The organism is Micromonospora sp. CNZ309 (assembly GCF_002846525.1).
Map to the genome: position 1 here is coordinate 2,289,446 of NZ_PJNG01000001.1, position 18,383 is coordinate 2,307,828.

An 18,383-nucleotide genomic window follows, 5' to 3' on the forward strand; every position below is an offset into this window, starting at 1 on the left:
GTCCCAGCCGCCGGTGACCAGGTGGCTCACCGCGAGGGTCAGCCACCAGGCCCCGGCGCCGTCGGCGTGCGCGGCGACGCGCAACAGCGGGGCGTCCGAGTCCAGGTCGAAGGGGGTACGCCGCTCGGCGGCCAGGTGCTCGGAGTGACCGGCGGCCGGGTGCACGGCGACCGGTACGGCGACGCTCGCGCGCACCAGCTGCATCGGCACCGAGTAGCCGGTCAGGTCGACCGAGGTGCGCAGCGTCTCGTGCCGGGCGACCAGCGCGTCGACCGTCGCCTGGAGCGCGTCGGCGTCGAACGGGCGACCGTCGTCGACCCGGATCGACTGCACGACGTGGTACAGCGACCGCTCCGGGTCCTTCTGGATCTCCACGGCCATGCCGACCTGCGCCTGCGTCGCCGGGTACGCGTCGACCAGCCCGCCGGGCAGCTTGGCCCGGTCGGCGGCGTCGATCAGCGCGTACGGCTCGACGGGGCGAAAGGCCCCCTCCTTGGCGGTGTCGGCCTCGGCGAGGGCGGTGACCAGGCGGCGGATCGTGCGGTGCGCGAAGATGTCCCGCACGGTGACGTCGTGGCCGGCGGCGCGCAGCGACCCGACCAGGGTCACCGCGGTCATCGAGTCGCCGCCCAGGTCGAAGAAGCTCTCGGTGACGCTGACCCGGTCGAGGTCGAGCACCCACGACCAGACGCCGGCCATCGCCGACTCCACCGGGCCGTTGGGCCGCTCGTAGCGTCCACGGGCGTAGGACTTCGCGTCCGGCGCCGGCAGTTGCCGCCGGTCGACCTTGCCGTGCGGGTCCACGGGGACGGCGTCGACGGTGACGTAGGCGGCCGGGACCAAGGCCTCCGGCAACTCGGTGAGCAGCCGCTCCCGCAGCTCGCCGGGGGTGGGCGCGGAGCCGTCGTCGGTGACGAGGTAGCCGACGAGGGTGCGCCGGCCGTCCTGCTCGCGCACGGCGGCGACCGCGTCGGTCACCCCGGGGCAGCCACGCAGGGCCGTCTCGATCTCGCCGAGTTCGATGCGTACGCCGTGCAGCTTGACCTGCGAGTCGATGCGACCCAGGAAGTCGACCGTGCCGTCGGGCCGCCACGCCGCCGCGTCCCCGGTGCGGTAGAGCCGCGACCCGGGCGGGCCGTACGGGTCCGGCACGAAGCGCTGCGCGGTGGTGCCCGGCGCCCCGAGGTAGCCCCGGGCCAGCCCGAGTCCGCCGACGCACAGCTCGCCGCGCACCCCCACCGGCACGGGTTGCAGGTGCTCGTCGAGCACCCGGACGGTGAGGTTGGTGAACGGGGTGCCGAGCGGCACCCGGGTCAGCCCGCGCAGGGCGTCGGCGGTGCAGAGCCAGCTCGTGACGTCGACGGTGGTCTCGGCCGGCCCGTACGTGTTGTGCAACTCGCAGCCGGGCAGCGCGGCCAGGAACGCCCGCGCCACGTCGACGGCGATCTCCTCGCCGCCGACGGCCACCGACCGCAGCGACCGGCAGCCAGCGATCCCCTCGGCGAGCAGCGCCGACAGCATGCTCGGCACCAGCTCGACGGCGGTGACCCCCTCGCCGACGATGAGGTCCCGCAGGTACGCGGGGTCGCGGTGCCCGCCCGGGCGGGCCACCACGATCCGGGCCCCCGCCGACAGGGCGGCGTAGACCTCGGCCGGGGAGACGTCGAAGCCGATCTCGGTCTTCTGGAGCAGCACCGCCCGCTCGTCGAGGCGGTTGACCCGCCGGCCGGCGTGCGCCGAGCGGTTGACCAGGGCCCGGTGCGGCACGAGGACGCCCTTGGGCTGGCCGGTCGAGCCGGAGGTGTAGATGACGTAGCAGCCGCTGTCGGCGTGGGTGAGCGGCCCGGGGTCGGTGGCCGGCTGGCCCGCCCAGGCGTCCGGGCCGTCCAGCAGCACGGTGACCGCCTGGGCCGCCGGGAGCTGACCGCGCAGCTCGGCGGTGGTGAGCAGCACCGGGGCCGCCGCGTCGGCCAGCATGAACGCCAACCGCTCCGCCGGGTACGACGGATCCAACGGCAGGTACACCCCACCCGCCTTGTGCACCGCCAGCATCCCCACGACCTGCTCCACCGACCGGTGCGCACACACCCCGACCAGCACCTCCGGCCCCACCCCCAGCTCGCGCAGGTGGTGCGCCAACCGGTTCGCCCGGCCGTTCAGGTCGCGGTAGCTCACGCGGGCGCCGTCGCAGGTGAGGGCCACGGCGTCCGGCCGCCGCGCCGCCTGCGCCTCGAACGCCGCCGGCACGTACCCGCCGACCTCGGCGGTGTCGCCGGCCGACCAGCGCTCGATCCCGTCGCGCTCCGTCGTCGGCAGCCGGACGGCGATCGCGTCGCCGTCGGGGTCGGCCACCATGGCCGTCAGCACCTCGCGGAACATCGCCCCCACCCGGGCCAGCGCGGCGGGGCCGAAGGCGTGGCTGTCGCCGACCAGGTCGAGGAAGCCGCCGGCGGCGGTCACCTGGAGGGCGAACTCGGTGCCACCCTCCCCGGCGATGGCCTCGAAGTCGACGGACTCGTCGGCGACCGCCCCGGCGCGACGGAACTCGGTGTAGTCGAAGACGACGTCGATCGGGCGGGACCCGGCGCCGGCCATCCGCTGCACCGCCGGCAGCGGGTACCGCCGGTGCGGCCACAGCTCCACCTCGCGGTCGAAGACCGACCCCACCAGCTCCCGCCACGTGCCCGCGCCCCTGGCGTACGCGAACGGCAGCACGTTGATGTACATCCCGTGCACCCGCTCCGCGCCCCGCACCTCCGGGCGGGCGTCGCACACCAGGCCCGTGTAGAACCGCCCCTGGTCGGTGAGCTGGCTCATCACCTTCAGGTGCGCGGCGTGCAGCACCGACTTGGGCGACACGTCGAGGGTCGACGCGAGCGCGCGCAGCTTCGGCTCCAGGTCCTGGTAGCTGACCCGGGTACGCAGGCTCTCCCGCGGCCCGTCGGTGCGACCCCAGCCGTCCGGCGTGGTGAAGCCGGCGTACGCGTCGACGACGCCCCGCCAGTACGCCTCGTCCTCGCCGCCCTTGAGCGCGGCCAGTTCGGCGGCGACGAAGTCGGCGTAGCGGACGGCGGTGGGCTCCGGCGACTCGGGCACCATGCCGGCGCTGCGCCGCTCGTAGCAGCCGATCAGCTCGACCAGGAGGGTGTTCAGGTCCCAGCCACCGGTGACGAGGTGGCTGACGGCGACGGTGAGCCACCAGCCCCGCTCGTCGGTGCGGTGCGCGGCGACGCGCAGCAGCGGCGCCGGCTGGTCCAGCTCGAAGGGCCGGGCCCGCTCCGCGTCCACGTACGCCCGCAGCCGCGCCTCGACGTCGTCGCCGGTCAGCTCCGTCACCCGTACGTCGACGGGCGCCTCGGCGTGCACGAGCTGCATCGGCACCGAGTAGCCGGTGAGGTCGAACGAGGTGCGCAGCGTCTCGTGCCGGCCGACCACGTCCCGCACGGCGGCCCGCAGCGCGTCGACCGAGAACGGCCGGCCACTGCGCACCCGGAAGCAGCGGACGATGTGGTAGAGCGACTTGCCGGGGTTTTTCTGGATCTCCACGGCCATGCCGACCTGCGCCTGCACGGCCGGGTAGGCGTCCACGAGGCCGGCGGGCAGGGCGGCCCGGTCGGCGTCGGTCAGCAGGGCGAAGGGCGCGACGGCCTGGAAGGCCGGCGCCGCCGGGGCGGCGTCCTTGGCGCCGAGGTGCCCGGCCAGGGCGGCGACCGTGCGGTGCAGGAAGACGTCCCGGACGGCCACCCCGAAGCCGGCCGCCCGCAGCGCGCCGACCAGGGCGACCGCGCGCAGCGAGTCGCCGCCGAGGTCGAAGAAGCTGTCCTGGGTGCTGACCTGCTCCAGGTTGAGCACCCGACCCCAGATGCCGGCCAGCTGCTCCTCGAGTTCGGTGGCGGGGGCGACGTGGGCGCGTTCGACCGGTACGGCGGCCTCCCAGAGGGCGGCCCGGTCGACCTTGCCGTTGGCGTTGAGCGGGATCGTCTCCACGGCCACGAACTCGGCCGGGATCATGTACTCCGGCAGGTGCTCCGCGCACCGCTGCCGGACCCGGTCCAGCAGGCCGGGCGTCGCCGACGCGGCCGGGCGGTAGAACGCCACCAGCCGGGCGTCGCCCTCGGCGGCCGAGCCGGAGACGAGGGCGACCGCGTCGGCCACCCCGTCGGTGCCCTCCAGGACCGCCTCGATCTCGCCGAGTTCGATGCGGTAGCCGCGGATCTTCACCTGGTGGTCGACCCGCCCGACGAACTCCACCGCCCCGTCGGGCAGCCGCCGCACCAGATCACCCGTGCGGTACATCCGCGCCCCGGCGGCGGTCCCAGGCGCGGCCTCGGTTCCGGCTGCCGTTCCGCTGGCGGCCGCGGCGAAGGGGTCGGGCAGGAACCGCTCCGCCGTCAGCGCCGGCTGCCCCGCATACCCACGGGCCACACCCACACCACCCACGTACAACTCACCGACCACACCCACCGGAGCCAACTGCAGATCCCGGTTCAACACGTACATCGTCATCCCCGGCAGCGCCCGACCGATCGGCACCACCGCACCCGCCTGCTCCACCTCCACCGGGAAAATGCACGTACCCACACTCGCCTCGGTCGGCCCGTACTCATTCACCAACCCACCCGGACCCAGAAGCGTCAACCACCGATTCGCCAACGCCGCCGGCAACGCCTCACCAGCGACCACCACCACCGCCGCCAACGACGCCAACGCCTCATCCGACAACTGCCGACCCAGAATCTCCAGATGACCCGGCGTCAACTTCAAGAAACTGAACGGCCCCGACGACGCCAACACCGCACCCAACTCGGCCAGATCCACATCCTGACCCACCATCACCACACGCTGACCCGCCACCAACGGCGCCCACAAATTCGGCACCTGCAAGTCGAACGCCACCGACGAGAACACCGCACAACCACCCGCACCACGCGACACCAACTCACCCGCCGCCCACCGCACATGATTCGCCAACCCCCGGTGCGACACCTGCACACCCTTCGGCCGACCCGTCGACCCCGACGTGAAAATCACATACGCCAACTCGTCGAGGTCGATCGGCCCGGGCAGGGCCGCGCGCAGGTCACCGTCGGCCGTGGCCTCCTCGGCGCCGCCGTCCTCGATCCCGTCCACCCGGAGCACGTCGACCCCGGCGCCGGCGAACCGGTCGGCGTACCGCTCGGAGGTGATCGCGACGCGGGCACCGGCGTCGGCGAGCATCGCGGCGATGCGGCCCGGCGGGTACGACGGATCCACCGGCACGAACGCCGCACCCGCCTTCCACACCCCCACCATCGACGCCACCAGCTCCACGCCCCGGTCCAGCAGCACACCCACCACCGCACCGGCACCCACACCCCGGCCGACCAGGCTCCGCCCGATCACGGCAGCGCGGGCGTCCAGGCCACCGAAGTCGACCGACCGGCCGCCCGGCTCGGAGACCGCCTCCGCCGACGGCGCCTCCGCAGCCCGCGCCTCGCACTCGGCGAGGACCGAGCGCGACACGGGCTCCACCGCCGACGCCCCGTCGGCCAACACGACCGACACCTCACCCGCCGGCAGACACGTCACCGACGCGTCACCGTCCACGTCGGCCACCATCGCCTCCAGCACCGCCCGGTACATGCCACCGAGGCGCAGGACGTTGGGGTAGCTGACCTGGTGCGGGCGGGCCAGGATGTTGAGCACCCCGCCGAGCGTGGAGACGTGCAGGCCGAACTCGCCGCTGGCCTCGTAGATGGCGTCCTCGAAGTCGACCCGCTCGGTGTCGACCTGCTCGAAGTCGAGGTAGTTGAAGAGGATCTCGATCGGCCGGCGCCCGTCGCCCAGGCGCTGCACGGCCGGCAGCGGGTAGCGACGGTGCGGCCACAGCTCCAGCTCCCCGGCGAACGTGTTGCGGATCAGCTCCCGCCAGGTACGCGCGCCCGCGTCGTGCACGAACGGCAGCGTGTTGAGGTGCATCCCGTAGACCCGGTCGGCGCCGGTCACCTCGGGCCGGCCGTGGCTGACCAGCCCGCTGGTGAAGACGGGTTCGGCGGTGAGCTGACTCATCACCTTCAGGTGCGCGGCCAGCAGCACGCTCTTCAGCGACGTGTCGGTACGGCTGGCCAGCTCGCGCAGGTCGTCCATCAGGTCGTGCAGCGGGACCCGGGTGCCGCACTCGTACTCCGGGACCGACTCGTCCTCGCCCCAGCCGGCGGGCAGCTCGAAGACCGGCCGGGCGACGACGCCCTGCCAGTACTCGCGGTCCTCGGCCGACGCCAGCGCCTCGACCTCGCCGGCGACGAAGTCGGCGTAGCGGACCGGGGGCGCCTCGAACGCCGCCGGCACGCCGGTGTCGCGCAGGCTGCGGTAGTTGTCGAGGATCTCCATCAGCAGCGAGTGGTGGCTCCAGCCTTCGAGGATGCCGTGCGACATGGTCAGCACGAACCACCACGTGTCGTCGCGGCCGGCCGCTCCGGCGATGCGCATCTGCGGTACCTGGTCGGGGGTGAACGGCCGGGACCGCTCGGCAGCCAGGTACGCCCGCAGCCGGTTCTCGGCCTCCTCGTCCGTGCCGTCGCGCAGGTCGAGCAGCGTGACGTCGACGGGCACCTCGGCGTGCACGAGCTGCATCGGCACCGAGTAGCCGGTCAGGTCGAACGACGTACGCAGGATCTCGTGGCGGTCCACGACGGTCCGCACGGCCCGGCGCAGCGCTTCGCCGTCGAAGGCGTGCTCGTCGCGGATCGGGAACGCCGACACGTTGTGGTAGGTGCGCCGCTCGGAGTCGGAGAGGGTGACCACCAGCATGGCGAGCTGCACCTGCGCGCACGGGTACGCGTCGGCGAGCCCGGCGGGCAGCCTGGCCCGGTCGGCGTCGTCGAGCAGGCTGAACGGGGCGACGGCCCGGAACGCGGGCGCTGCCTCCTGGTCGTCCCCGCCGGCGAGGTGCGCGGCCAGGGCGGCGACCGTACGGTGCACGAAGACGTCGCGCACCGAGACCGGGTGCCCGGCGCCGCGCAGCGCGCCGACGAGGGCGATGGCGCTGATGGAGTGCCCGCCGAGGTCGAAGAAGCTGTCCTGGGTGCTGACCTGCTCCAGGTTGAGCACCCGGCCCCAGATGCCGGCCAGCTGCGCCTCCAGCTCGGTCGCGGGGGCGACGTGCTGCCGGTGCGTCGGCTCGGCGGTGTCCCAGAGGGCGGCGCGGTCGACCTTGCCGTTGGCGTTGAGCGGGATCGTCTCCACGGCCACGAACTCGGCCGGGATCATGTACTCCGGCAGCTGCTCCGCGCACCGCTGCCGGACCCGGTCCAGCAGGCCCGGCCTCGCCGACGCGGTCGGCCGGTAGAACGCCACCAGCCGGTCCGACTCGCCGACCAGGGCGACGGCGTCGCCCACGCCCTCGGTGCCCTCGACGACCGCCTCGATCTCGCCGAGTTCGATGCGGTAGCCGCGGATCTTCACCTGGTGGTCGACCCGCCCGACGAACTCCACCGCCCCGTCGGGCAGCCGCCGCACCAGATCACCCGTGCGATACATCCGCGATCCCGCCACACCGAACGGGTCGGGCAGGAACCGCTCCGCCGTCAGCGCCGGCTGCCCCGCATACCCACGGGCCACCCCCACGCCGCCCACGTACAACTCACCGACCACACCCACCGGGGACAACTGCAGATCCCGGTTCAACACGTACATCGTCATGCCCGGCAGCGCCCGACCGATCGGCACCACCGGACCCGCCTGCTCCACCTCCACCGGGAAGATGCAGGTGCCCACACTCGCCTCGGTCGGCCCGTACTCATTCACCAACCCACCCGGACCCAGAAGCGTCAACCACCGATTCGCCAGAGCGGCCGGCAACGCCTCACCAGCGACCACCACCACCGCCGCCAACGACGCCAACGCCTCATCCGACAACTGCCGACCCAGAATCTCCAGATGACCCGGCGTCAACTTCAAGAAACTGAACGGCCCCGACGACGCCAACACCGCACCCAACTCGGCCAGATCCACATCCTGACCCACCATCACCACACGCTGACCCGCCACCAACGGCGCCCACAAATTCGGCACCTGCAAGTCGAACGCCACCGACGAGAACACCGCACAACCACCCGCACCACGCGACACCAACTCACCCGCCGCCCACCGCACATGATTCGCCAACCCCCGGTGCGACACCTGCACACCCTTCGGCCGACCCGTCGACCCCGACGTGAAAATCACATACGCCAACTCGTCGAGGTCCGTGGCGCGGACCGGCAGCGGCGCGTCCGTCTCGCCGATCTCCTCGACGCGCACCACCTGCACGCCGGTCGGGGCGAACCGGTCGGCGTACCGCTCGGAGGTGACCGCGATCCGGGCACCGGCATCGGCGAGCATCGCCGCGATGCGACCCGGCGGGTACGACGGATCCACCGGCACGAACGCCGCACCCGCCTTCCACACCCCCACCATCGACGCCACCAGCTCCACACCCCGGTCCAGCAGCACACCCACCACCGCACCGGCACCCACACCCCGGGCTGCCAGCCAGCGGGCGACCTGCCCGGCCCGGGCGTCCAGCTCCGCGAAGCCGATCCCCGCGCCACCCGGCACCGACACCGCCTCCGCCGACGGCGTCTCCGCCGCCCGCGCCTCGAACTCGTACAGCACCGAACGCGACACCGGCGCCACCGCCGACACCCCGTCGGCCAACACCACCGACACCTCACCCGCCGGCAGACACGTCACCGACGCGTCACCGTCCACGTCGGCCACCATCGCCTCCAGCACCGCCCGGTACATGCCACCGAGGCGGGCGACCTGGGCCACGCCCAGGTGGCGCAGGTTGGCCTCCAGCGTGAGGAAGCCGAGGCGGCTGATCACGCCGAGCGGGAACTCGTTGGGGCTGTCGTCGATCGAGTCGGCGTAGTCGATCTCGTCGGTGTCGATCTGGTGGAAGTCGTGGAAGCTGAACCGGACGTCGAGCATCCGGCCGCCGTCGCCGACCTCGCGCTGGAGCACCGGCAGCGGGTAACGGCGGTGCGGCCACGCCTCCATCTCCCCGGCGAACGTCCGGGTGATCAGCTCCCGCCAGGTCCGCGCGCCCGCGTCGTGCACGAACGGCACCGTGTTGAGGTGCATCCCGTAGACCCGGTCGGCGCCGGCGACCTCGGGACGGATGTTGCACACCAGTCCGGTGAAGAACGACTCCGCGCCGGTGAGCTGGCTCATCACCTTCAGGTGCGCGGCCAGCATCACCGACTTGAACGGCACGCTGGTCTGGCGGGCCAGCGCCCGCAGGCCCGGCTCCAGGTCGTGCAGTGGCACCCAGTGGTCGTACTGGGCTCCCGCCTCGGCGGTCGGGTCGCCCCAGCCCTCGGGCAGCACGAACCGGTCCCGGCCGGCGACCCGGTCGTGCCAGAAGGCGCGGTCGACCCCCTCGGCGGTGGAGCGCAGCTCGGCGGCGACCGCGTCGGCGAAGCGCACCGGCGGCTCCGGGCGGGGCTCGACCGGCAGCCCGTCGCGGATCCGGTGGTACGCGCCGACCAGCTCCATCATCAGCGAGTGGTAGCTCCAGCCGTCCATGATGGGGTGGCACTCGGTGAGGGTGAGCCACCAGCTGCCGTCCGCGCAGACCCGCGCGTGCAGCCGGAACAGCGCCGGCCGGGCGAGGTCGAACATCTCGGCCCGCTCGGCGGCGATGAAGTCGCGCAGCTCCCGCTCCAGGCCGGCCCGGTCGGTGGCGCGCGCCCGGTCCATGCCGACGGGCATCTCGGCGGTGGCGTGCACGAGCTGCATCGGCACGGAGTAGCCGGTCAGGTCGAACGACGTGCGCAGCACCTCGTGCCGGCGCACCAGCAGCGCGGCGGCCTCCCGGAACGCGTCGAGGGAGAACTCTCCGGTGTCGGGGATGCGGTAGGTGGTGGCGTTGAGGTAGTGGTTGTGCTCGTCGGCGAGCATCTCCGCGAGCATGCCGAGCTGCACCTGCGTGCAGGGGTACGCGTCGACGACGCCGTCGGGCAGCGCGGCGCGGTCGGCCTCGCCGATCAGGGCGAACGGCGCGACGGCCGGCTCCTGGGCGGCCGGGGCGGGGCGGCCGGTGAGGAACTCCGCCAGCTCGGCGATGGTGCGCCGCTCGAAGAGGTCGCGCACCTGCACGTCGAGGCCGGCGTCCCGGATGGCCCCGGCGAGCGCCACGGCGCGGATCGAGTCGCCGCCGACGTCGAAGAAGCCGTCCTCGACGCCGACCCGTTCCAGGCCGAGCAGCTCCGCCCAGATCGCGGCGAGCCGCTCCTCCACCTCGGTACGCGGCGCCACGTAGGGCCGGTCGGTGGCGGTCACCGTACGGTCGGGGGCGGGCAGCGCCCGCTTGTCGAGCTTGCCGTTGACGGTCAGCGGCAGCCGGGCCAGCGGCACGAACGCCGACGGGATCATGTACTCGGGCAGGGTGCGGGCCAGCGCGGCGCGCACCTGCCCCGGCCGGGGCAGCTCCACCTGCTCGTCGACGACCGAGTACGCCACCAGCCGCCGGTCGCCGGGGGTGTCCTCGCGGACGACGACCACGGCCTCGCGTACCCCGGGCAGGGCGGCGATGGCGGCCTCGATCTCGCCCAGCTCGACCCGGTAGCCGCGGATCTTCACCTGGTCGTCGATGCGGCCGACGAAGTCCAGGCTGCCGTCGGCGCGCCGGCGGGCCAGGTCGCCGCTGCGGTAGAGCCGGGCGCCGGGCGGCCCGAACGGGTCGGGCACGAACCGCTGGGCGGTCAGCTCGGGCCGGTTCAGGTAGCCCCGGGCCACGCCGGGCCCGCCGACGTGGATCTCGCCGGTGACGCCGACCGGGACCGGGTTGCCGTACGGGTCGAGCAGGTGGATGCTCAGGTCGGCCAGCGGGACGCCGACGGGGTTGGCGGCGCCGGCCAGGTCCTGCGGGCCCACCTCGTAGTAGGTGGCGTGCACCGTGATCTCGGTGATGCCGTAGAGGTTCAGCAGCCGGGGCGCGGTCAGCCCGCGCCGGGCCACCCAGGGGCCGAGGTCGGCGTACTCCAGCTTCTCACCGGCGAAGACGACCACGCGCAGGGCGAGCCGGTCGATGCGGGGGTCGCCGTCGCGGGCCAGCCCCACCAGGCCGCGGAACGCCGTCGGGGTCTGGTTGAGCACGGTGACCCGCTCCTCGACCAGCAGGTCGAGCAGGTCGCCGGGGGAACGGGTGACCTCGCGGGGCACCACCACGAGCCGGCCGCCGTGCAGCAGGGCGCCCCACAGCTCCCACACCGACACGTCGAAGGCGTACGAGTGGAACAGCGGCCACACGTCGGCGGGGCCGAAGTTCAGGTCGTCCTGGGCCACGGTCATCAGGCGCAGCACGTTGGCGTGGGTCAGGAAGACGCCCTTGGGGCGGCCGGTGGACCCGGAGGTGTAGATGACGTAGATCAGGTTCTCGGCGTCGACGGTGACGCCCGGGTCGGTGCCGGGTCGCCCGGCGATCCGCCCGGCGTGCTCGGGGTCGTCGAGCACCACCACCGCGCCGTCGAAGTCGGCGAACGGCGCCCGGTGGGCCCCGGTGGTCACCACGATCCGCGCGCCCGCGTCGGCGAGCATGAACTCGAGCCGGTCGGCGGGGACGCCGGGCTCCACCGGCAGGTAGGCCGCCCCGGACTTCAGCACGCCAAGCAGGGCGGGCACCAGCTCCGCGCCGCGGTCCAGGCAGACCGCGACCAGCCGTTCCGGGCCCGCGCCGAGGGCCCGCAGGTGGTGCGCCAGCCGGTTCGCGGTGGCGTCCAGTTCGGCGTACGTCAGGCGCACCGCGCCGGCCACGACGGCGGTCGCGCCCGCGTGGGCGGCGGCGGTGGCGGCGAAGACGCCGTGCACGGTGCCGGTCACCGGTGCGGCGGGGCGGGCCGGCGCGGGGGTCGCCGCGGCCAGTTCGGCCTCGTCGAGGAGCCGCAGCGCGGAGACCCGGGCGTGCGGGTCGGCGCCGACGTGCTCCAGCAGGCGGCCGAGGTGGTCGGCCAGCCGCCGCACCGTGGCGTGGTCGAACAGCGCGGTGGCGTACTCCAGGTGCCCGCGCAGCCGGCCGTCGGCGCCCTCGACGACGTGCAGTTGCAGGTCGACCTTGGCGACCCGGGTGGGCGGCCAGAGCGTCTCGGCGGCGAGGCCGGCCGGCCAGGTGCCGCCGGGAGCGTCGTCGCCGAGGGTGAAGGCGACCTGGTAGAGGGGCGTGCGGGAGAGGTCCCGCTCCGGTTCGAGCTCGTCGACCAGCAGCGCGAAGGGCACGTCGGCGTGCGCGAAGGCGTCCCGCACGGTGGCGCGGTTGGCGCGCAGCAGGTCGGCGAAGGTGGGGTCACCGGTCCAGCTGCCGCGCAGGACGAGGTTGTCGATGCCGTACCCGACGAGGTTGCGCAGCTCGGCGCGGTCACGCACGGACGTCACGCTGCCGACGGGGATGTCGGTGCGGCCGGTGTGGCGCGACAGCAGCGCCTGGAAGGCGGTCAGCAGCGTGACGAAGAGGGTGGTCTCCGCGTCGCGGGCGATCTCGCGCAGCGCGGCGGAGAGGTCGGCGGAGAGCGCGAACGGCACCGACGCGCCCCGCCAGTCGCGGACGCGGGGCCGGGGCCGGTCGGCGGGCAGCTCCAGCGGGGTGAGGCCGGCGAGCCGGTCGCGCCAGTGCTCCAGGTGCCGCTCCAGCAGGTCGCCGCGCAGCCGGTCGCGCTGCCACGCCGCGAAGTCGGCGAACTGGACCGCCGGCGGCTTCAGCGGCGACTGCTCGCCCCGCACGTACGCGCCGTACAGCTCGGCCAGGTCGCCGAGGAGCACGGCCGTGGAGGGCGCGTCGCAGGCGATGTGGTGCAGCACCAGCACCAGCAGGTGCTCGGTGGGGCCGAGGCGCAGCAGCGTCGCCCGTACCGGCCACTCGGTGGCCAGGTCGAAGCCGGTGGCGGCCAGCTCGGTCATCGCCTCGGTGGCCCGGTCCTCCCGCTCCGCCTCGGCCACGCCGGAGAGGTCGACCAGCGGCAGTTCCTGCGGGCGGGGCTCGTCGACGACCTGCACGGGCGTCAGGTCGGCCATGGCGTACCGGGTGCGCAGGATCTCGTGCCGGGCGATGAGGGCGTCCCACGCCCGGGCCAGCGCGGCCCCGTCCAGCGGTCCGCGCAGCCGCAGCGCCGAGGAGACCAGGTACTCCGGACTGGTGGGGTCCAGCCGGTTGAGGAACCACATCTGCTGCTGGCCGAAGGAGAGCGGCAGGTCGCCCGAGCGGTCGACGGTCGGGATCCCGGCGCGCCGGCCGGCGGCCCTGCCCGCCAACCGGCGTTGGACGAGCGACTCGCGCAGGTTCGGCTGGTTCGCGGTCGAGGTCATGCCTGGTGCTCCTTGGTCTGCCGCAGGTCTTCGGTCAGGTCGGCGTCGGAGAGCGCGTCCACCTCGGCCCGGACGAGGTCCTCCACCGCGCCCGCCATCGCCTCGACGGTCGGGTGCTCGAAGACGAGCCGGAGCGACACGTCGAGGTCGAACTCCTCCTGGAGGCCGGCGACCAGCCGGCCCGCGAGCACGGAGTGCCCGCCCATGGCAAAGAAGTTGTGTCGTACGCCGACGGGCACGCCCAGCAGGTCGCTCCAGATCGCGCAGAGGCGTTCCTCGACGAGCGTGCGCGGCGCGACGAGGGCGTCCTCGGCGCCGGCCGCGCCGGTCGACACGGCCCGGGAGAGCAGGTCGAGCAGGGCGGCGCGGTCGACCTTGCCGTTGGTGTTGAGGGGGATCTCGGCGACCGGCACGAGCAGGCTGGGGGTCATGTAGTCGGGCAGCAGCCGGGCGCAGTGCGCGGCCAGGTCGGGCGCCTCGCCCCGGTGGAAGGCGACCAGGCGGTCCTCGTGGACGATGACCACGCACCGGTCCACCCCGGGGTGTTCCTCGACGACCGCGCGGATCTCGCCGAGCTCGATGCGGTAGCCGCGCACCTTGACCTGGTCGTCGACGCGGCCGACGAAGTCCATCACCCCGTCGGGGCGCATCCGGACCAGGTCACCGCTGCGGTACAGCCGGCTGCCCGGCGGCCCGTACGGGTCGGGCACGAACCTCTCGGCGGTGAGGTCGGGCCGCCCGGCGTAGCCGGTGGCCAGGCACTGCCCGCCGATGTACAGCTCACCGACCACGCCGACCGGCAGCAGCCGCAGCGCGTCGTCGAGCACCCGGACGGTGGTGTTCGCCATCGCCCGGCCGATCGGCACGATGTCGGTGCGCTGCGGTGTCTCGACCGGGTGGGCCGTCATGATGACGGTGGTCTCGGTCGGCCCGTAGCTGTTGGTGAGGCCGCCCGGCCCGAGCCGGTCCAGCCACCGGTTGGCGATCTCCCCGCGCAGCGCCGCCCCCGCCGTCCAGATCAGACCGGAGAGCTGGCCCGCCTGCTCGTCGTCGAGCTGCTCGGTGAGCAGCTCCAGGTGCGGCGGGGTCATGATGAAGCGGTCGAACGGGCCGGCCTTGACGAGCAGTCCGCCCAGCTCGGCGATGTCGAGGGCGGCGGGCAGCAGGGTCACCGACTGCCCCGAGACCAGCGGGCTGAACAGGTTGGGGATGGACAGGTCGAAGGCGATGGTGGTGAACAGCGGCGCGCCGTCGCCCCGCCCCGCGCGGGCACCCCGGTCGCCGAGGGCCTCGGTCTCGACGGCGCAGGCGAGGAAGTTGGTGACCGCCCGGTGCGGCAGCAGCACGCCCTTCGGGCGGCCGGTCGAGCCGGAGGTGAACAGCACGTACGCCGTCTCCTCCGGGTCGGTGTCGCGCTCCGGCCGGTCGGTGGGGCCGGCGCAGACCATCAGCCGGTGGGTGTCCACGTGCAGGGTCGGCACGGCGAACCGGGACGCGTACGCCGCCTGGGTGACGCCCAGCTTCACGCCGGCGGTGGCGAGCATGTGCGTGATCCGCCCGGCGGGGTACGACGGGTCGAGCGGCAGCACGGCCGCCCCCGCCTTCCAGGTGCCGAGGATCGCCGCGACCAGGTCGACGCCCCGGTCGAGCAGGACGGCCACCACCGCGCCCCGGGCGACGCCCGCGTGCCGCAGGTGGTGGGCGAACTGGTTGGCCCGGTCGTCCAGCGCCGCGTAGGTGGTGGTGAGGTCGCCGTGCCGCAGCGCCACCGCGTCGGGCGTCCGGCGGCGCTGGGCCTCGAAGAGGTCGCAGACGGTCTCGGTGCGGCGGGGCACGGTCGGCCCGTGCACCTCGTGCAGGAGCAGGTGGCGTTCGCCCGGCGAGAGCAGGTCGAGGTCGTCGAGCGGGGTCCTCGGCTCGGCCACGGCCGCGGCGAGCAGCCGGACGAAGTGCTCGGCCATCCGCCGGACGGTGGGCTCGTCGAACAGGGCGGTGGCGTACTCCAGGCTGCCGGCCAGGGTGCCGTCAGGGCGGGGCCAGACGTGCATGGTGAGGTCGGTCTTGGCGACGCGGGCGGCCCGGCGCAGGGCGTCCAGCAGCGCCTCGTCGTCGGTCGACTGGCCGGTGATGCCGCCCTCCTGGGCGTTGAGCATCACCTGGTAGAGCGGCGTACGGGAGAGGTCGCGCACGTCGACGAGGTCGTCGACGACCCGCTCGAAGGGCAGGTCCTGGTGGGCGAGGGCGGCCAGGGTGCGCGACCGGACGGCCCGCAGGGCCGCCTCGAACGGCGCGGACGGGTCGAGGGTGCAGCGCACCACCACGGGGTTGAGGAACACCCCGGCGATCTGTTCCGCCTCGGGGGGCCGCCGGCCGGAGGTGGGCGCGCCGACGGCGACGTCCCACTGCCCGCTGTAGCGGGCCAGCAGCGTGGCGAAGCCCGTCAGCATGGTCATGAACGGGGTGGCCGAGCAGCGCCGGCCCAGCGTGGTCAGCTTCTGCGCGAGGTCCGCCGGCACCTCGAACTCGACGTGCGCCCCGCTCGGGTCGCGCTCCGGGGGCCGGGGCCGGTCCAGCGGGAGGGCCAGCTCGGGCACCCCGGTCAGGTGCTCGCGCCAGAAGCCGAGTTCCCGTTCGACCAGTTCGTCGGTGAGGTACCGGTGCTGCCAGGTCGCGTAGTCGACGTAGTGCACCGTCAGTTCCGGCAGGTCGGGCTCCCGGCCGGCGGCCCCGGCCGCGCAGAGTTCCCGCAGGTCGCGCTCCAGGACGGCGGCGGTGCTCGCGTCGGAGGCGATGTGGTGCAGCGCCACGAGCAGCAGGTGGTCCGCTCCGGCCGAGGTGACCAGGGTGGCCCGCCACAGCGGCCCGGTACGCAGGTCGAAGCCCTCGCGCAGTTGCGCGTCGACCAGGTCGACGAGCGGGGCCTCGGCCGCGTCGACGACCGTGAGGTCGACGGGGCCGGGCGCGTCGACGCGCTGGTACGGCTCACCGTCGCGGGTCAGGTAGCGGGTGCGCAGCGCCTCGTGCCGCGCCTCGAGCGCGGTCAGCGCCGCCCGTACGGCGCCGGGCGCCAGCGAGCCGGGCAGGCGCAGGTAGAGCGGCACCACCCACTCGGGGCTGCCCGGGTGCAGCTGGTCCAGCAGCCACAGTCGCCGCTGGGCCGGGGAGAGCGGCAGCGCGCCGGTGCGGGGCACCGGGAGCACCGCCGACGTCGCGGGTGCGTCGTCGGTCAGCAGGGCGGCCTGCGCCTCGACGGTGCTCGCCGCGAGCAGGTCCCGCAGCCCGATCCGTACGCCCGACTCGGCGGCGAGCCGGCTGGCGAGGCGGACGGTCACCAGCGACGAACCGCCGAGCTGGAAGAGGTCGTCGTGCACGCCGACGCGGTCGACGCCGAGCAGCTCCTGCCAGAGCCGGGCGACCAGTCGCTCGGCGTCGGTGCGCGGGGCCAGGTAGGCCGTCCGGTCGGCGGTCTCGATCGGCGGCAGCGCCGCCCGGTCCACCTTGCCGCCGGTGGTCAGCGGGAACTCCGCCACCGGCACGAACACGGCCGGCACCAGGGGGTCGGGCAGCCGGTCGGCCAGGAAGGAGCGCAGCTGCGCGGCGGTCAGCGGTCGTCGGCTCGCGACGTACGCGGCCAGCCGGGGGCTGCCGCCGGTTTCGGCGAAGCCGACGACCACCGCCCGCCGGACGTCGGGGTGGGCGGCCAGCGCGGCCTCCACCTCGCCCGGCTCGATGCGTACGCCATTGATCTTCAGTTGGTCGTCGGCGCGGCCGACGAACTCCAGGCTCCGGTCCGAGCGCCAGCGGACCTGGTCGCCGGTGCGGTAGAGCCGCGCGCCGGGCGGCCCGTACTCGTCCGGGACGAACCGCTCGGCGGTCAGGTCGGGGCGGCCGAGGTAGCCGCGGCCGAGCCCGGCCCCGCCCACGTACAGGTCGCCGACCACGCCGATCGGCACCGGCCGCCGGTTGGCGTCCAGCACCTGGAGGCGGAGGTTGTCCAGCGGCCGGCCGATCGGCACCGGGCCGGTGCGCTGGGCCAGGTCGACCTGCTGGGCGGTGACGTCGATGGCGCACTCGGTCGGGCCGTAGGTGTTCCAGACCCGTACCCCGGGCACCGCCGCCAGCCGCTGGCACAGCTCGGCGTGCAGCGGCTCACCGGCGGAGAAGACCAGCCGCAGCGAGGTGCACCTCGGCCAGTCGGGCTCCTCCGTCACCAGGTGCAGCACCGACGGGACGCCCTGGAGTACGGTCGCCGAGGTCCGGATGACCGCCGCCACCAGGGCGGCCGGATCGCGTTCGGCGCCGTCCGGGGCGAGCGCCACGGTCGCCCCGCAGATCAGCGGGGCGAAGAACTCCCAGCCGGCCGCGTCGAAGCTCACGGCCGTCTTCTGCAACACCCGGTCCGCCGGCGACAGGCCGTGCTGCCGGACCGTCCAGGCCACCCGGTTGCCGATGGCCCCGTGGGTGACGACCACGCCCTTGGGCCGTCCGGTCGAGCCGGAGGTGTAGATGACGTACGCGGCGTTGTCGGGGTCGATGCGTACCGGGGGCGCGGTGTCCGGCCCGGCCTCGATCCGGGACCGGTCGGCGTCCAGGCAGACCACGTGCGACGGCCCGGCCAGCCCGTCGTCGCGCAGGTCGGTCTGGGTGAGCACGACGTCCACCCCGGTGTCGGCGACGATCCACCGCCGCCGGTCCACCGGGTGCGCCGGGTCCAGCGGCAGGTACGCGCCGCCGGCCCGCCACACCCCGAGCAGGGCGACCACGAGGTCGACGCCCCGACGCAGGTACACGCCGACCGTCGACTCCGGACCGACGCCCAGCCCGACCAGGTGCCGGGCGAGCTGGTTGGCGCGCCGGTCCAGCTCGGCGTAGCCGACCCGTACGTCGCCGGCCAGCACCGCGGTCGCGTCGGGCGTCGCGGCGGCCTGGCGGGCGATCAGGTCCGGCAGGACGACGGGATCGGCCGTGCCCGCTCCGGCGGCCGGCGGGGTGGACAGGGGGGTGCTCATCGGGGTGCTCCTCCGGGGTGGGGGTCGGTCGCGGACGGCCGGGGGGTCACGCCT

At 74.2% G+C, this 18,383-nt stretch carries 2 protein-coding genes (1 of these 2 cut by a window edge); both read right to left on the reverse strand.

What is annotated here, in order from left to right:
- Positions 1-13,320, reverse strand: partial view of a non-ribosomal peptide synthetase gene (locus CLT72_RS09260; protein WP_101410836.1) — the 5' portion only. The gene continues 10,038 nt to the left of window position 1, outside the view; 13,320 of the gene's 23,358 nt are visible here — the first part of the coding sequence; its start codon is at positions 13,318-13,320; its stop codon lies off the left edge, out of view.
- Positions 13,317-18,329 (reverse strand): non-ribosomal peptide synthetase, encoded by a 5,013-nt coding sequence (locus CLT72_RS09265; protein ID WP_101410838.1) that lies wholly within the window; start codon positions 18,327-18,329, stop codon positions 13,317-13,319. The genes CLT72_RS09260 and CLT72_RS09265 overlap by 4 nt, the downstream gene beginning before the upstream one ends.
- Positions 18,330-18,383 lie beyond the last annotated feature (54 nt).